Source organism: Microlunatus flavus (genome assembly GCF_900110855.1).
GTDB lineage: Bacteria > Actinomycetota > Actinomycetes > Propionibacteriales > Propionibacteriaceae > Microlunatus > Microlunatus flavus.
The window spans coordinates 97160-114020 of record NZ_FOFA01000012.1; the positions used below are offsets into that span (position 1 = coordinate 97160).

Annotated in this window: 5 protein-coding genes; 4 read left to right on the forward strand and 1 reads right to left on the reverse strand. The window is 75.4% G+C overall.

All coding sequences use genetic code 11. The features are described 5' to 3' along the window. Positions 1-12 precede the first annotated feature (12 nt). Genes BMY04_RS20940 through BMY04_RS20955 form a run of 4 tightly spaced genes read left to right on the forward strand, consistent with a single transcriptional unit; the run spans position 13 to position 13978 of the window. Positions 13-1053, forward strand: coding sequence for a DUF4352 domain-containing protein (locus BMY04_RS20940; RefSeq protein WP_170854260.1), 1041 nt, complete (start codon positions 13-15; stop codon positions 1051-1053). Then, positions 1046-12727: a DUF7927 domain-containing protein gene (locus tag BMY04_RS20945; RefSeq protein ID WP_091186429.1), complete on the forward strand. Its 11682-nt coding sequence runs from the start codon at positions 1046-1048 to the stop codon at positions 12725-12727. Before BMY04_RS20940 ends, BMY04_RS20945 begins: the two co-directional genes overlap by 8 nt. 29 nt (positions 12728-12756) lie before the next feature. After that, a complete protein-coding gene (locus tag BMY04_RS20950) occupies positions 12757-13446 on the forward strand; it encodes a DUF11 domain-containing protein (RefSeq protein WP_091186431.1) in 690 nt (229 codons plus the stop codon). A 40-nt stretch (positions 13447-13486) separates the two neighbouring features. Further along, complete coding sequence (locus tag BMY04_RS20955) at positions 13487-13978, forward strand: EVE domain-containing protein (protein ID WP_091186435.1); 492 nt, start codon at positions 13487-13489, stop codon at positions 13976-13978. 109 nt (positions 13979-14087) lie between these two features. On the opposite strand, the gene BMY04_RS23600 is transcribed toward BMY04_RS20955, so the two are convergent. Further along, a complete protein-coding gene (locus BMY04_RS23600) occupies positions 14088-16352 on the reverse strand; it encodes a hypothetical protein (RefSeq protein ID WP_198410325.1) in 2265 nt (754 codons plus the stop codon). Positions 16353-16861: the final 509 nt, after the last annotated feature.

Genomic DNA, 16861 nt, shown 5'->3' on the forward strand with positions numbered 1-16861 from the left:
CTCCTGACTCGGGTGGGAACTTCTGCTCGCCGTCGCCTGCGCGCCGGCATCGTGGGGCTGTGCGTGCTGGCCTGGGCCGGCACGGCGCAGCCGGTCCTCGCGACCGCGGCCCCCACGCCCGACCCGTCGTCCAGCGCCGGGGCCGCCACCGCGGCCCCGGCGCTGCCGACGCCCTCGATGTCGACGCGGCACGCCACGAGCGACGCGCCGTTCTCGGTCACCGTCAGCCCGGCGCGGCTGAACGTGTCCCAGGACGACCTCGGCACCACGCACCCCTTCACCGTCGTCAACCGCGGCGAGCAGAAGGTGTCGCTGACGGTGCAGGAGCGCGACTTCGTGGCCCAGCCCGACGGCGGTCTGCGCTACCAGCCTGACGCCCCGTACGGCGCCGCCGACTGGGTGCACGTGTCACCGGAGCACCTCGAGCTCGCCCCCGGCGAGAGCCGGCAGGTCGCCGTCACGTTCGAGGTGCCGGACGAGCCGGAACCCGGCGACCACCAGGTGGCGCTCGTCTTCCTGGCCCCCGCCGGCCGCGGTGACGGCAACATCCAGGTCAACCGCGGCATCGGGGCCCCCGTGTACGTGACCGTCCCGGGTCCCGTCGACGACTCGGTCCGGCTCAACGGGCTGTCCGGCCCCGGCTGGTCCTTCCGCGGGAACCCGACGCTGACCGCCAGCCTGACCAGCACCGGAACCGTGCACCGCGACTTCCGCGGTCCGGCCGCGCTCGGCGTGATCGGCACCGACCGTCCCGGCCGCTTCCCCGACTTCACGGTCTCCCGCGGTGCCGACCGCACGGTCAGCACGACCTGGCACGCCCCGCTGCTGTGCGTGTGCCACCCGACCGTGACGGTGACGAACGCGGACGGCGTCATCCAGACCGCCACCGCCCGGGTGGTCGTGCTGCCCTGGTGGGTCCTCGCCGGCCTCCTGGCCGTCGTGCTCGTCGTCGGGGGCGTGGTGCTGCGGCGGCGCAGCCGGTCCACGCGTGCCGGCGTGACTGCGGGCACGGCGCCCGACGACCTCGGACCCCTCGCCGCCGGGCATGGGTGACGCGTCCCTCCGGGTCCGCCCCCGCTCCGGCCGCCCGCTCGTCCTGCTCCTCTGCGTCGCCCTCCTCGGCGGGATGCTGGCCGTCGTCGCGCCGGTCCGGGCGATGGCGGCCGGCACGGTGCTGTTCCAGAACGGCTTCCACAACCGCACGGTGGACGGCACCGGGGCGGCCACCAAGCCCGCGCTGATCAGCGGCTCGACGAACACCGCCTGCCTGTCCGCGAGCGGCAACACGAGCACGCCGCCGCTGCTCAGCTGCACCAGCGCCACCGACGCCCAGGGCAGCGGCAAGCTGCGACTCACCGCGGCCGCGGGCAGCCAGCTGGGCGGCGTGTACGGGGCCACGAGCTTCCCGACGTCGAGCGGGCTCGACGTCACCTTCAACGCCTACCAGTACGGCGGCGGCGGCGCGGACGGCATGTCCTTCGTGCTGGCGGCGGTCGACCCGACCAACCCGGCGCCGCCGACGACCATCGGGCAGGGGGGAGGCTCGCTCGGCTACTCCCCGAACGGCGGGGTCGCGGGCCTGCCGAACGCCTACCTCGGCGTCGGGCTCGACGTGTACGGCAACTACAGCGCACCGGACTGGCAGGGCACGGGCTGCACGAGCAGGACGAACATCACCGCGTCCGTCCCCGGCGCCGTCGTCGTGCGCGGCCCGGGCAACGGGACGGTCGGCTACTGCGGGTTGAGCACCAGCTACGCCGGCACCACGGCCTCGAGGGTCACGCTGCGGGCCACGACGCGCTCGGCCTCCGTCGTCCCGGTGCAGGTCCTCATCAACCCGGGCACGACGACGTTCACCTCCGACACGGGCCAGACCGTCGCCGCCGGCACGTACAAGGTGATCTTCACCCCCGTCGGCAGCACCACCAAGAACATCCAGAGCGGCACCCTGCCGACCGTGCCCACCTCGCTCTACAGCTCGAGCACCTGGCTCAACGCGAACGGCTACCCCAAGCAGCTGGCCTTCGGCTTCATCGGCTCCACCGGCGGCGTCACCGACTACCACGAGGCCGACGAGGTCAAGGTCGTCACCTTCAACGCCGTCGCCCAGCTCGCCGTCACCTCGACGAGCTACGTGGCGCCCACCCCGGCGACCGGCGAGCCGGTCAGCTACGTCGTGACCCCGAGCGTGCAGAGCGGCGTCGACGTCAACCGGCCCGTCACCATGACCCAGACGGTCCCGGCGGGCGTGACGCCGCTGGGCGCGTACGGCAGCGGGTGGACCTGCGCGAAGCCGACGGGCCAGACGATCACCTGCACGACCACGGCGAGCGCCTTCACCAACGGCACCACGCTGCCGGCGATCACCGTCGTGGCCGTGGTCACCGGGTCGGGCGTCACGGCCAGCACCGTGCAGAACGGCTCCACCTCGGCGGTGTCGTCGGAGAACGCGAACCCCGCCAGCGCGACGGTCACGACGCCCGGGACCCTGCCCACCGCACCGTCGGGCCTCACGCTGTCACCCACCTCCGGGGCCACGACCGGCGGCGGGACGGTGACGATCAGCGGCACGAACGTCTCCGGCGCCACGGCGATCGAGATCGGCACCACCGCCGAGCAGCAGGCCGGCACGCCGGTCGTCCTGCTGCCCTGCTCGGCCACCGTCACCACGGCCTGCTTCACCGTCAGCGGCGGCTCGCTGGTGGTCTCCTCCTGGCCGGCGCGCAGCGCACCGGCCGCGGTCGGCGTCCGGGTCGTCACCCTCGGCGTGCAGGGCAGCGCGACCTACACGTACGCCGCACGGCCCGCGACGCCGACCGCCCCGAGCGCCACCGCGGGCACGACCAGCGCCACCGTCACCTGGACCGCCCCGGACCCCAACGGCAGCCCGGTGACGGGCTACGTGGTCACTCCCTACCTCGGCGGCGTCGCCCAGACCCCGGTCACCGTCGACGGCAGCTCGACGACCCGGACGGTGACCGGGCTGACGGCCGGCGGCAGCTACACCTTCACCGTCGCCGCGACGAACGCCTACGGCACCTCCGCCGCCAGCCCGGCCTCCTCCGCGGTCGTGCCCTACACGCTGCCGGACGCGCCCACGGTGACCGCGGTGTCGGCCGGCACGTCCTCGGCGACCCTGACCTGGACCGCGCCGTCGGGCACCGGGTTCACGCCTCTCACCGGCTACGTCGTCACGCCCTACGTCGGCACCGTCGCCCAGACCCCCACCACGTTCAGCGGGACGACGACCACCCGCACGGTCACCGGCCTGACGCCCGGCACCGCCTACACGTTCCGGGTCGCCGCGGTGAACGCCGCCGGCACCGGTCCGGCGTCGGCCTCCTCCGCCGCGGTCACCCCGAACGCCTCCCCCAGCCTGACCTTCGCCGCCCCGCCGTCCGGCGAGGTCGGCGTGGCCTACAGCCGCCAGCTCACCGTCAACGACGGGACCGGCCCGTACACGTGGTCGGTCTCCGCCGGTGCGCTACCGGCCGGCCTCACGCTGAACACCACGACCGGCCTGCTGAGCGGCACCCCGACCGCAGCCGGCACCGCGAGCTTCACCGTGCAGGTGACCGACGCCAGCGGCCAGAGCGCCACCCGCGCGGTCAACCTCGTCGTCGCCGCCCGTCCCACGCTCACCTTCACCCCCGCCTCGGGCGAGGTCGGCGTCGCGTACGACCAGAGCCCCACCCTCAGCGGCGGGACCGCACCGTTCACCTGGTCGGTCACCGCCGGGTCGCTGCCGCCCGGGGTGTCCCTCGACCCGGCGACCGGCGCGCTGCGCGGCACCCCGACGACCGCCGGGTCGTACTCCGTCACCGTCCAGGTCAGCGACGCCTTCGCCCAGACGGCCAGCCGGACCGTCGGCGTCGTCGTCGCCGCGCAGCCCACCCTCGGGGTCGGCAGCAGCACCTCGCCCCAGGTCGGGGTGGCCTACAGCAACACCTTCCCGGTCACGGGCGGCACCGGGCCGTACACCTGGTCGGTCAGCGCGGGCAGCCTGCCCGCCGGGCTGGCCCTCGCAGCCGGCACCGGGGCCCTCACCGGCACCCCGACGACGGCCGGGGCGTACTCCGCGACGATCACCGTCGTCGACGCCTTCGGCCAGACCGCGTCGCGGACGTTCGCCGGCACCGTCGCCCCCGGGCCCCTGGTGATCACCAAGACCGCGAACGCCTCGTCGACGGTGGCCGGCGGGACGGCGACCTTCACGACCACCGTCGCGAACACGGGCCCGGCGTCCTCCGACGTGAGCCTGACCGACCCGCTGGCGGGCGTGCTCGACGACGCCACGTACAACGGCGACGCGCGCGCCACCGTGGGCACGGTCTCCTACGCCTCGCCGACCCTCACCTGGACCGGAACCCTCGCCCCCGGGGCGACCGCGACGATCACCTACTCGGTCCGGGTCGCGAACCCGGTGCGCGGCGACCAGGTGCTCGCGGGCACCGTCACCTCCGGCACCCTCGGCACCAACTGCGCGAGCGGCAGCACGGACGCCCGCTGCACCGCCACCGTCACCGTCTCGGGGCTGGGCATCGTGAAGACCGCGAACGTCGCGTCGACGACGCCGGGCTCCCCCGTCCGCTTCACGGTCACGGCGACGAACACGGGCCGGACCGCCTTCGTCGGCGCCACCTTCACCGACGACCTGACCGGCGTGCTGGACGACGCGGCGTACGGCGGCGACGCCCGGGCGAGCAGCGGCAGCGTCAGCTTCGCCGGGTCGGCGCTGACCTGGACCGGCAACCTCGCGGCGGGCGCCGCCGTGACGCTCACCTACACCGTCACCGTCTCCGACCCGGACCCCGGCGACCGGACGCTGCGCGGGACCGTCACCTCCCCCACCGCGGGCAGCGTCTGCCCCGGCAGCGGCCCGGCCGCGTCGTGCACGGCCGCCGTCACCGTGCTGGTCCCCGCCCTCTCGATCACCGACGCGGCGGCCGTCTCGACGACGACGCCGGGCTCGGCCGTGCCGCACACCGTGACCATCGCCAACACCGGGCAGACCGCGTACGCGGGCACGGCCGTGGCGATCGCCCTGGCCGGCGCGCTCGACGACGCGGCGTACGCGGGCGACGCGAGCGCGAGCAGCGGCGGGGTGGGCTACGACGCCGACGGCGGCACGCTGACCTGGACCGGCGACCTGGCCGTCGGCGCGACGGCCACGGTGACCTTCACCCTGACCGTGGCGAACCCGGACTCCGGTGACCGCTCGCTGAGCACGACGGCCAGCTCGACCGCCGCGGGCAGCACCTGCCCGCCCGGCAGCACCCGGACCGCGTGCACCAGCCGCGTCGCGGTGCGGGTGCCGGCACTGAGCATCACCAAGACCAGCGACGTCAGCTCGACCACCCCCGGTTCGGTGGTGCGCTGGACCGTGCTCGTCGCGAACACCGGCCAGACGCCGTACACCGGCGCCGGCCTCACCGACCCGTTGGAGGGCGTGCTCGACGACGCGACGTTCGGCGGCGACCTCGCGGCCACCACCGGGACGGCCCGCCTGGACGGCGCGGCGGTGCGGTGGTCCGGCGACCTCGCGGTCGGCGCGACCGCCACCGTCACCTACTCCGTCACCGTGGCCGACCCCGACGCGGGCGACCGGTCGCTGACCGGCACGGTCGTCTCGACCACGCCGTTCGCCACCTGCGCGCCCGGCAGCGCCGACCCGCGCTGCACGAGCACCGTGCCCGTCCTGGTGCCCGGGCTGCGCCTCGCCGTCACCACCGACGTCGCCAGCACGATCCCCGGCGCCCCGGTGCGCTACACCGTCACGGCGACGAACACCGGGCAGACGGCCTACACCGGGGTGCCCGTGAGCGTGGACCTGTCGGGCGCGCTCGACGACGCCGCGTACGACAACGACTTCAGCGCGAGCGCGGGCAGCCTGGCGGCCCCCGCGAACGGGGCCCTGGTGTGGACCCTGGACCTGCCGGTCGGCGCCTCCGCGACGGCGACCGGTTCGCTGACCGTGCGCGACCCGGACCCGGCCGACCGCTCCCTCGTGGTGACGGCGGTGTCCGCCGCGCCGGGGAGCGCCTGCCCGACCGCGTCGGCCGACCCCGCGTGCACGTCGACGGTCCCGGTGCTGCTGCCAGGGCTGACCCTCACCAAGACGGCCAGCGTCACCACGGTGCAGCCGGGCCAGCCGGTCACCTACACGATCACGGCGACCAACGACGGGCAGAGCGTGCAGCAGGCCGCGAGCCTGACCGACCCGCTGGCGGCCGTGCTGACCGACGCCACCTTCGACGGGACCGTCACCGCGAGCACCGGCACCGCCTCGTACGCGGACGGCACGGTGGCCTGGACCGGCCGCCTGGAACCCGGCCAGTCCGCCACCGTCGCCTACACGGTCGTCGTGCGCGACCCCGACCCCGGCGACAAGCTGCTGCTCAACACCGTCGTCTCGTCGGCCCCCGGCAGCAACTGCCGCAGCGGCAGCGGCGACGCCCGCTGCACCAGCGTGGTCCGCGTCCTCGTGCCGCAGCTGACGCTGGCGGTGACGGCCGACCACGCCACGACCGTGCCGGGCGCCCTGGTCGGGTTCACGGCGACCCTGACGAACTCCGGCGGCACCACGTACGCGGGCACGACCGTCGAGGGTGCGCTGGGCGCGCTGCTCGACGACGCCGTCCTGGTCGGCGACGTGTCGTCCAGCTCCGGTGCGGCGACCGTCTCCGGCGGGGTGCTGCGCTGGTCGGGGTCGCTCGCGCCAGGAGCCCGCGCCACGGTCACCTTCTCCGCCCGGGTGAACGCGGCCGACGTCGGCGACGACCTGCTCACCGTGGCCCTGACGTCGTCCGCGTCCGGCAGCACCTGCGCCGCCGGCGGCAGCGACCCCCGCTGCCGCGTGACGGTCCCGGTCGCGCGGCTCGTCATCGAGCGCCAGGCGCAGGAGACGACCGCGACGCCGGGCTCGACGATCCACATCCCCGCCGTGTACACCAACACCGGCCAGGTGCCGTACTCCCGCATCACCGTGGTGCACCCGCGCGGCGACTCGGCCGACGACGTCTACCCGACCGGCGCCGACACGGCGAGCTCGGGCACGCTCGTCCGCACCGACGACGAGATCCGCTGGACCGGCGACATCGCCGTCGGCGGCAGCGTCCGCGTCGACATCACCCGCGTGGTCCGCGACCCCGACCCCGGCAACCACGTGATCACCGCGACCATCACGTCCGACGCCCCCGGCAACAACTGCCTGCCCGGCAGCGGCGACCCGCGCTGCACGTTCCGCATCCCGGTGCTCGAGCCGGGGCTGACCATCACCAAGAGCGTCGACACGAGCTTCGTCGTGCCCGGCGGGACGGCCCGCTGGACGCTCACCGTCGCCAACACCGGCGAGACCCCCCAGACCGGCGCCACGGTGGTGGACAACCTCGCCGGGGTCCTGGACGACGCGACGTTCCCGGGCGACGCGACCGCCAGCCGCGGCACCCTCGACGCGGACGGGTCGACCCTGACGTGGACCGGCGACCTGGAGGTCGGGGCCAGCGCCACCATCACCTACTCCGTCGTGGCCAGCGACCCGGGCACCGGCGACAAGGCCATGGTGAACACGGTCTCCTCGAGCGCCGCGGGCTCGAGCTGCCCCCCGGGCGGCGCCAGCGCGGCCTGCCGCGTGACGGTCCCGGTCCGGACGCCGGCGCTGACGATCACGAAGACCTCCGACGTCCCCTACGCCACCGAGGGTGGCGACGTCGTCTACACCGTCACCGTCGCCAACACCGGCCAGACCACCTACCCTGCAGCGTCGTTCTCCGACTCCCTGGCCGGGGTGCTCACCGACGCGACGTACGCCGGCGACGCGCGGGCCTCGTCGGGCACGGTCGGCTGGACGTCGCCGACGCTCACCTGGTCGGGCCGGCTCGCGCCGGGCGAGTCGGCCACCGTCACCTACCGGGTGCTCGTCGCCAGCCCGAACAGCGGGACGGCGCTGCGCAACACGGTCGTGTCCCCCGACGCCGGGAGCAACTGCGCGACGAGCAGCACCGACGCCCGCTGCACGTCGACGGTCAGCCTGGTGCCGACCGTGGCCCTCACCGTCGCCAAGCGGGCCGACGCCGCGTACGCCGTGCCGGGCGGGAAGCTGACCTACACCCTCACCGCGACCAACTCGAGCGCCCGCACGATCGAGACGGCGACCGTGACCGACCCGCTCGGGGACGTGCTCGACGACGCCGCGTACGACGGCGACGTGACGGCCAGCACGGGGACGGCGACCTTCGACGGGTCGGCGGTGCGGTGGTCGGGCAGCCTGCCCACCGACGGCAGCGTGACCCTCACCTACTCGGTCACCGTGAGCGCCGGGATCACCGGCAACCAGCTCCTCGCCGATCACGTGGTCTCCACCACGAACCGCTCCAGCACGAACTGCGTCCCCGGCAGCACCGACGCCCGCTGCACCACCGCCCTGGCGGTCGCCCGCCTCCAGATCGCCCAGGCCTACACCGAGACCAGCACGACGCCGGGGTCCCTGGTGCACCTGCGGGCCACCTTCACCAACACCGGCCGGTACCCCTACACCGGCGTCACCGTGCTCAGCCCCTCCGCCGGGACCGTCGACGACGCGGACCCCACCGGCGACCAGACCGCGACCAGCGGCACGCTCGCGCTCACGTCGAGCGGGATCAGCTGGACCGGCAACCTCGACGTCGGGCAGACGGTGACCGTCACCGGCACGCTCACCGTCCGCGACCCCGACCAGGGCGACCGGCTCCTCACCGGCACCCTGGTGACGGACGCGCCGGGCAGCAGCTGCGGCGCGGGCAGCACCGACCCGGCCTGCACCGCGCGCCTGCCGGTGCTGCTGCCGGCGCTCAGCATCACCAAGACCGCCGACGCCACCTCCGTCACGCCCGGCGGGACCGCGCGCTTCACCATCACGGTCGCCAACACCGGCGAGACCGCGTACGCCGGCGCGAGCGTCACCGACAGCCTGGTCGGCGTCCTCGACGACGCGGCGTACGCGGGCGGCGCCACGGCCACCGGCGGCACGCTCGCCTACACGGCGCCCGACCTCACCTGGACGGGTGACCTGGCGGTCGGCGCCTCGGTCACCATCACCTACGCCGTGACCGCGAACCGTCCGGCGAACGGCGACAAGACGATGGTCAACACGGTGAGCAGCGACGCACCGGGCTCGACGTGCCCCCCGGGCGGCGGCGGCGCGGCCTGCCGCTCCATGGTCTCCGTGCTCACCCCGGCCCTGACCCTCGAGGCGAGCACCAGCCGGACGACCGCGAGCCCCGGCGACACCGTCACCTACACCTACGTCGCGACCAACACCGGCCAGACGACCTACCGGGCGGCGAGCTTCACCGCACCGCTGGCCGGGCTCCTCGACGACGCGGCGGTCGGCCCGGCGAGCGCGACCCGCGGGACCGTCACCCGGACCGCGTCCGCCCTGACCTGGACCGGCGGCCTCGCCCCCGGCGAGTCCGCCACCGTGACCCTCGACGTGGTCGTCGCCGACCCGGTCACCGGCGACTTCCGGCTCGACCAGACCCTCGTCTCGACCAACCAGGGCTCCACCTGCCCGCCGGCCGGCGGCGGCCCGGCGTGCACCACGGACGTGGCCCTGCGCGGGCTGCGGATCACGAACGCCGCGGACGTGGCGACGACGCAGCCCCGGGGCGTCGTGACCTTCACCGGCGTGTTCACGAACACGGGACAGGTGCCGTACTACGGGCTCACGGTCGACGACAGCTTCGTGGGCACGGGCGACGACGCCGTCTACGGGGGCGACGCGACGGCCACCTCGGGCTCGCTGGTGGCCGTCCCGGGCTCGGGCATCATCAGCTGGACCGGCGACCTCCCCGTCGGCGCCAGCGTCACGGTCACCGGCACGGTGACGGTCCGCGACCCCGACCGCGCCGACCACCGCCTCGTGACCGTGCTCAGCACGGCGGCCTCCGCCAGCAACTGCGCCGTCGGCTCGAGCGACCCCGTGTGCCGCACCGACGTCCGCGTCCTCGAGCCCGGGCTCGACGTCCGCACGACCGCGGACACCGCGACCGTCTCCCCCGGCGGCCGCGTCGCCTACACGCTCACCCTGGTCAACACCGGCGAGACCGACCAGGTCGGGGTCGAGGTCGACCAGGCCCTCGGCGGCGTCCTCGACGAGGCCACCTTCGACGCCGACGCCACGGCCGGCGGCGGCACCGCGACCCTGGACGGGACCACGCTGCGCTGGGCCGGCGACGTGCCCCGCGGGCAGACCGTGACGGTGACGTTCAGCGTCACGGTCAGCTCACCCGCGCTCGGCGACAAGCTGCTCGTCACCCGGGCCACGTCGGACGCCGTCGGCAGCACCTGTCCCGTCCGCGGCACCCCGGCGGCCGCCTGCACCAGCACCGTGCGGATCCTGGTGCCGGCCTTCGCCACGAGCATCAGCGCGGACCGCACCAGCACCACGCCGGGCGGCGTCGTGACCTGGACGGTGGCGCTGGCCAACACCGGCGAGACCGACGCCGGCGGCGCCGTCGTCGACGTGCTGCTGGCCGACGTGCTCGACGACGCCACGTACGCCGGCGACGCCGTCACCAGCAGCGGCGGCGTGGCCCTCGCCGGGAGCACGCTGACCTGGACCGGCGACCTCCCCGTCGGCGCCTCCGCCACCGTCACGTTCAGCACGACGGCCACCAGCCCGCCCACGGGCGACCGGCACCTGGTCGCAGCGCTCGACACCCGTGTGCCCGGCGGCAGCTGCGGCTCGGGCACGGGTGCGCCCGGCTGCAGCGCCACGGTCGACGTGCTCCTGCCCGGACTGACCGTGACCACCGCGGCGAGCGCAGCCAGCGCGACCCCGGGCGACGAGGTCCGCCTGACGATCACCGTCACGAACAGCGGCGAGACGGCGTACCCCGCGGCCACGGTGACCACCGCGCTCGCGGACGTGCTCGACGACGCCCGCGTCAGCGGGACGCCCAGCGCGTCGACGGGCAGCGTCGCCCTCGCCGGCACCGACCTGGTCTGGAGCGGCGGCCTCGCCGTCGGCGCCACCGCGACCATCACGGTCACGGTCGTCGTCGAACCCGCCTCGGCGCTCGGCGACCACCGCCTGGTCGCCACGGCGGTCTCGGACGACGCCGGCAGCAGCTGCCCGGCCGGCGGGAGCGACGGCCTCTGCGGCGTGTCGGTCGCCGTGCTGGTGCCGAGCCTGGCCGTGCGGACCTCCGCCGACCGCCCCACCACCACCCCGGGCGGCGTCGTCACCTGGACCACCACCATCACCAACGACGGCGAGACCGCGCAGGACGACGTCACGGTGAGCACCTCGCTCGCGGGGCTGCTCGCGGAGGCCACGTACGCCGGTGACGCCCGCGTCACCGGCGGCGGCACCCTCGCCTACGACGCGCCGTCCCTGACGTGGACCGGCAGCCTGGGTGTCGGTGCCGGCGTGAGCATCACCTACTCCGTCGGCGTGAACAGCCCGGCGACCGGTGACCGGGAGCTGAGCACGAGCGTCGTGTCGTCCGCGCCGGGCAGCACCTGCCCGCCCGCGGGCACGGCGGCGGGGTGCAGCGCGAAAGTCCAGGTGCTCGTGCCGGCGCTGCAGATCACCAAGGCGGCGAGCACGAGCAGCGTCGTCGCGGGCGGCACCGTGCAGTACACGGTCACGGTCGTGAACACGGGCCAGACCGCGTACGCCCCGGCGACGTTCCGCGACGACCTGGCCGGCGTGCTCGACGACGCCACCGACGCCGGGGACGCGACGGCGACCAGCGGCACGGTCGAGCGCACGGGCGACACCCTCGTCTGGAGCGGGCCGCTCGCGGTCGGTGCCCGGGCGACGATCACGTACTCCGTCGTGACGACCTTCCCGGCGAACGGCGACCACGTGCTCCGCAACACCGCGGTCTCGGAGTCGCCGGGCTCGAGCTGCGTGCCGGGCACGACCCGGGCCCGCTGCCGGAGCACCGTGGACGTCCTGGTCCCGGCGCTCGACATCAGCAAGACCGCCAGCGCGACGTCGGTGGTCGCGGGCGGGAGCCTCGGCTACACCGTCACCGCGACGAACACGGGCCAGGCCGACTACGCCTCGGCCTCCTTCTCCGACGACCTCGCCGGGGTGCTCGACGACGCCCGCTACGCCGGCGACGCCGGTGGCACCGGCGGTTCGGTCGCGTACGCGGACGGGGTCCTGACCTGGACCGGGCCCCTCGCCCGCGGCGCGACGGTGGTGCTGACGTACACGGTCGCCGTCGACCCGGCCGACCGCGGCGATCGGCGGCTGGTCAACACGGTCACCTCCCCGACGCTCGGCAGCACCTGCCCCGCCGACGCCCCGGCGCCGGGCTGCCGCACCACGACCGGGGTCGACGCGGACGTGCTGACCCTGTCGGGCGTGACCCCCTCGTTCCGCCTGACCGGGCTGCCCGGTGACACCGTCCAGCAGGACGAGGCCGTGAACCTCACGGTGACCACCAACAGCGTCGGCGGCTACTCCGTGTCCGTCCAGGCGGCCGCGGACCGGCTCACCGCTCCCGGGACCCGCGACACCATCCCGGTGCAGCGGCTCGGCGTCCGGCCCAGCGGCGACGGCGCCGCACCGTTCACCCCGGTCGACCCCGACCAGGCCGTCCAGGTCCACACGCAGGACCGTCCGTCCGCGCCCGGCGGGGACGCCGTCAGCAACGACTACCGCGTGGACATCCCGTTCGTCGACGCGGCCGAGTACGGCACCACCCTCGAGTACGTGGCCACCGCCCGGTGACCGCTGCCTCACGGAGTCCAAGGAGACGCATGACGACCGCACGACGACCGCTCGCCCGGAGCCTGACCCTCGTCGCTGCGGCCGTGCTGGGCCTGCTCGGCGTGGCCGGCACCGGCGCGTCGGCGAGCGCCGACGCGAGCACGCCCCAGCTGAGCATCGCCGTGGACGACGGGCGGACCGAGGTCGAGGGCGGCGCAGAGCTGGGGTACCGCCTGACCCTCACCAACCTCGGCGGCAGCCGCGTGCGGGACCTGACCGTCACCCAGACCCTCCCGCCGAGGACGACGCTCGCCTCGTCGAGCAAGGGCGGCGCCAGGACGGCGGACGGGGTCCGGTGGACGGTCGAGGTGCCTGCCGGCGGCAGCGTCACGCTGCGGAGCTCGGTCGCGCTCGCCGACGACCTGCCCGCGGACCTGCTCCGCCTGGCCACCGTGGTCTGCGCCCGGACCGCGCCGAAGGCCGCGCCCACCGTCTGCGCCTCCGACTCCGACCAGCTCCCCGCCGGGGCGACGGCCGCCGAGCAGCAGCAGCGGCTGGACGCCCCGGCGGCGTCGAGCCGGCCGTCCTGGCTGCTGCCCGTCGGTCTCGGCGCGGTGGCCGTCCTGCTGGTCACGGTCCTGGTGCCGGTCGTCGCACGGCTCCGCGCCGGGCGGCCGAGCGGTCGGCGGGCCCACGGTTCGGAGACCACGGTCGGAACGGGTCCGGGCGCGGACGGCTGAGCAGGTGCTCGCCTAGGCTGCCCGACCAGGAGGTGGTGGGATGGTCCGGGCGGTCACCCGCGAGACCCTCGGTGCGTGGCTGCTCAAGGGCAACCCGGCCGTGTGGGACGTCCGGCGCTTCCTCGCCGACGGGCACCGGGAGATCACCTCGTGGTCCGTGCGCACCGGCTACCGCAGCGCGCTGATGCGGCCCGGCGACCGGATGGTGCTGTGGATGTCGGGCCCCGGGACGGGCGGGATCGTCCGTGGGATCTGGGGCCTCGGGCACGTCACGGCCGAGGCCGAGCCCTGGACCGACGACGAACGCGGGTGGTGGCTCGACGACGACGCGCGCCGGGCGCTGCACGCCAGGGTGGAGGTGCACGTCCCGCTGCTCGACGACCCGCTGCCCGCCGCGGAGCTCCGTGCGGCGGGCGTCACCGACCTCGAGGTGCAGCGCGTCGCCCAGGGCTCGAACCCCTCGTGGATCTCGCGCGACCAGCTCGCCGCGCTGGAGCCCCTGCTCCCGCCGTGGCCCGCTCCCCCGTCCTGACCCCTCTGGTCTTCCTCTCCCGCGCCGCTCCTCCCCGGAAGCGGCCGCCCCGAGGCGGCCGACCGTGGATCGCACGGCGGGAGTGCCACGTGCGGAAGAGGCCGCCAGGTCAGCCGAGGTTGCGGGCTTCGCGGGTCGCGGAGCGGGAGCCGAAGAGGTCGCCCGTCCGCAGCCTCGCCGCGGCCAGGTTCTCCAGCGCGGTCCGCAGCCGGCCCGTGTACGCCGCCGGGTCGGCCGCGACGCGAGGCCTGAGCAGCTCGACCACCCGCTCCGCCGCCGCGCGCACCTCCCGCCGCCCGCCGGACGCCCGCGCTGCCGCCCAGGCCTCCTCGGCCTGGTCGAGCTCGTCGGGTCCGGGCTCGGGCTGAGGCTCCGGCGCGGGCTGAGGCTCCGGCTCGGAGGTCGGGTCCGGCTGGGGCTCGGGCTCGGGCTGAAGTTCGGGCCCGAGCTCGGGCTCGGGCTCGGGCTGAAGTTCGGGCTCGGGCTCGGGCTTGGGGTGGAGTTCGGGCTCGGGCTGGGGCTCGGGCTCGGGCTGGTGTTCAGGCTCGGCTTCCGGCTCCGGGGTCGGCTCCGGTTGGGGCTGAGGCTCCGGCTGGGGCTCGGCGTCGGGGACCGCGGAGGCGGGCTCGGCCGGTGTGACGGTGAGGTCGGCCTCGTCGAGCGCGTCCCGCTCGGCGAGCAGCCGGTCGCGCTCCGGTTCCTCGGCCGCGTCGAGCTCCGCGAGCCGCGCGTCGATCTCGTCCCGGCGCGCGGCGCGGGCGGCACGATCGCGCGCGTCGACCTCCGCCTGGTGCTGGCGGAGGCGTTCCTCACGACGCCGCTTGCGCTCGGCCTGCTCGTCCTGCTCGGCGGCGAGTCGCTGGGCCTCCTCTCGCTCCCGCTCCTCGGCCTCGGCCGTCGCACGGGCCGCCGCTTCCGCACGCGCCGCCTCCTGGGCGCGGGCTGCCGCAGCCGCCTGGGCTTCCGCCTCGGCGCGCGCCTGCTCGGCCCGCAGCGCCTCGACGCGGTGGGCCTCGGCCCGTTCCTGCTCGAGCCACGTGGGCGGGGCGACGGCGACGTCGTCGGCCTGCCCCAGCGGTGCCCCGTACGCACGGTCGGCACCGAGCGGGACCCAGGTGACCGGCGTGGTCCCGCGACTGACGACGCCGCGCGCGCGGTCCTGGGACCCGACCGCCTGCTCCCGGGCCGACCGCGAGGCCTCCTCGAGCCCCTCGACCGCGAGGACCTCGGCGAGGACGCCCGACGCCACCCCCCGTACGTCCGGACCGGCGGCGTCACCTTCGGCGGCGAGCAGACCACGCAGAGGCCCGGCGGGTGTCGGACGGCCGGCCGCGAGCGAAGTCCGGGCCAGCGCGGCCGCGGCGAGCAGGCGCGCGGCGGACGGTACCGAACGGTCCGCCGCCAGCGAGTCCGCCTCGGTCGCCACCCCGGCCGCCTCCTCCGCACGACCGGCCCTCAGCAGGTCGGCGGCGAGGTCGGACAGCGCGGACACCAGCGCCGGGCGGACGCTCTCCACGCGCGGGAGGAGCGCGCGGAGACGGTCGACCAGGAGGCGCCGGTTGGCGAGCGCGAGGTCGACCTCGCCCAGGGTCCCGAGCCGGTCGGCGAGGTCGCGGTAGAGCGCGGGCAGCGGTTCGACCAGGCGCTCGGCGAGGGCCGGCGCCAGACGGCCGGGCTCGGACAGGCGCTCGCCGGCCACCCGCTCGTACGCCTCCTTGGCGCTGTGCAGGAAACCCAGCGACTGCTCCGGCAGGCCGCCGGCCCAGCGCGCGTCGGACGCGGCGCGTTCGAGGTCCACCCGGACGAGCTCGCCGCTGTCCGTCTCGTCGACCGGCACCGCGAGTGCCGCGTCGGCGTAGGCGTTGGCGAGGGCGGCGTCGCCCTCCTCCAGGCTGACCCGGGCCGCGACGAGAAGGGCTCGTCGGCCGGGCCCCGCGTCCAGCTCCACCCGCGTACCCGCCTCGGAGACCTGCTGAAGGATCCCGTCCCACGAGGTCAGTGCCTCTCCAGCCGCCCCGACGAGACCGATGCCGGCCTGGAGAGCAGCGAGCTGGACGAGCGCCGTCCCGCAACGGGCCGCGTCGGCGGCGTTGCTGTAGGGACCGATCGGCCCGGTGGACAACAGCTGGTCGGCCGACCGCCTCACGGCCTCCTGCGCCTCGGCCCCCGCTGCGGCGTACGCGTGACCGTCGAGCCGATGGGCCACCAGCGCGTTGAGCGCGTCGACGAGCTCGGGCAGCCGGCTCGCGTCGGTGCTCAGCCATCCGCGCAGCCGCTGCACCTGCGACGCCAAAGCCTTCGCCTGGGCGGCGTACGGGTCCTTGGGCTGGGCGGACTTCTGCGGTCGGGGCGACTTCGGCTGAGACGGTGACATCGTCCACCTAGTCCACCACGCGATCGCCTTTGCGCGCCTCCCTCGACGGTTCGACGTGGACGCCCGCCCGGCGGAAGGCACCACGACGTCGTGCGCGTCGTCCCTGCCTCTCCCCCAGCTGCGCGTCGTTCGACATCAGCGCACGGCGTCGCTCACCCGGTCCGAGCTCCTCGGCGGATGCGGGACGGGTGCACCGCAAGCGCCGTCGGCCCAGGTGACCAGGACGTTCACGACCCACCCCGAGAGTTGTTGAAGGGCCCGAAAAGCAATACGTCTTCTGCGCTCACCAAATTTGCGGCCTCGTCAACTCCGAGAACCTTCGCGACCACTCCCGAACCGGCGGGATCGAGTGCCTCCAGGCGGAGTCAACCGCTGAGGCTCACCACCCCCGTGGACGCGAACTGCTTTTGGGCATGCGTAAACACCTCAGGGCCGGCCACAACATGTGTGGCCGGCCCTGAGGTGTGTGTGTTGTCCGGCGACGTCCTAGTCTCCCACACGGTCCCCCG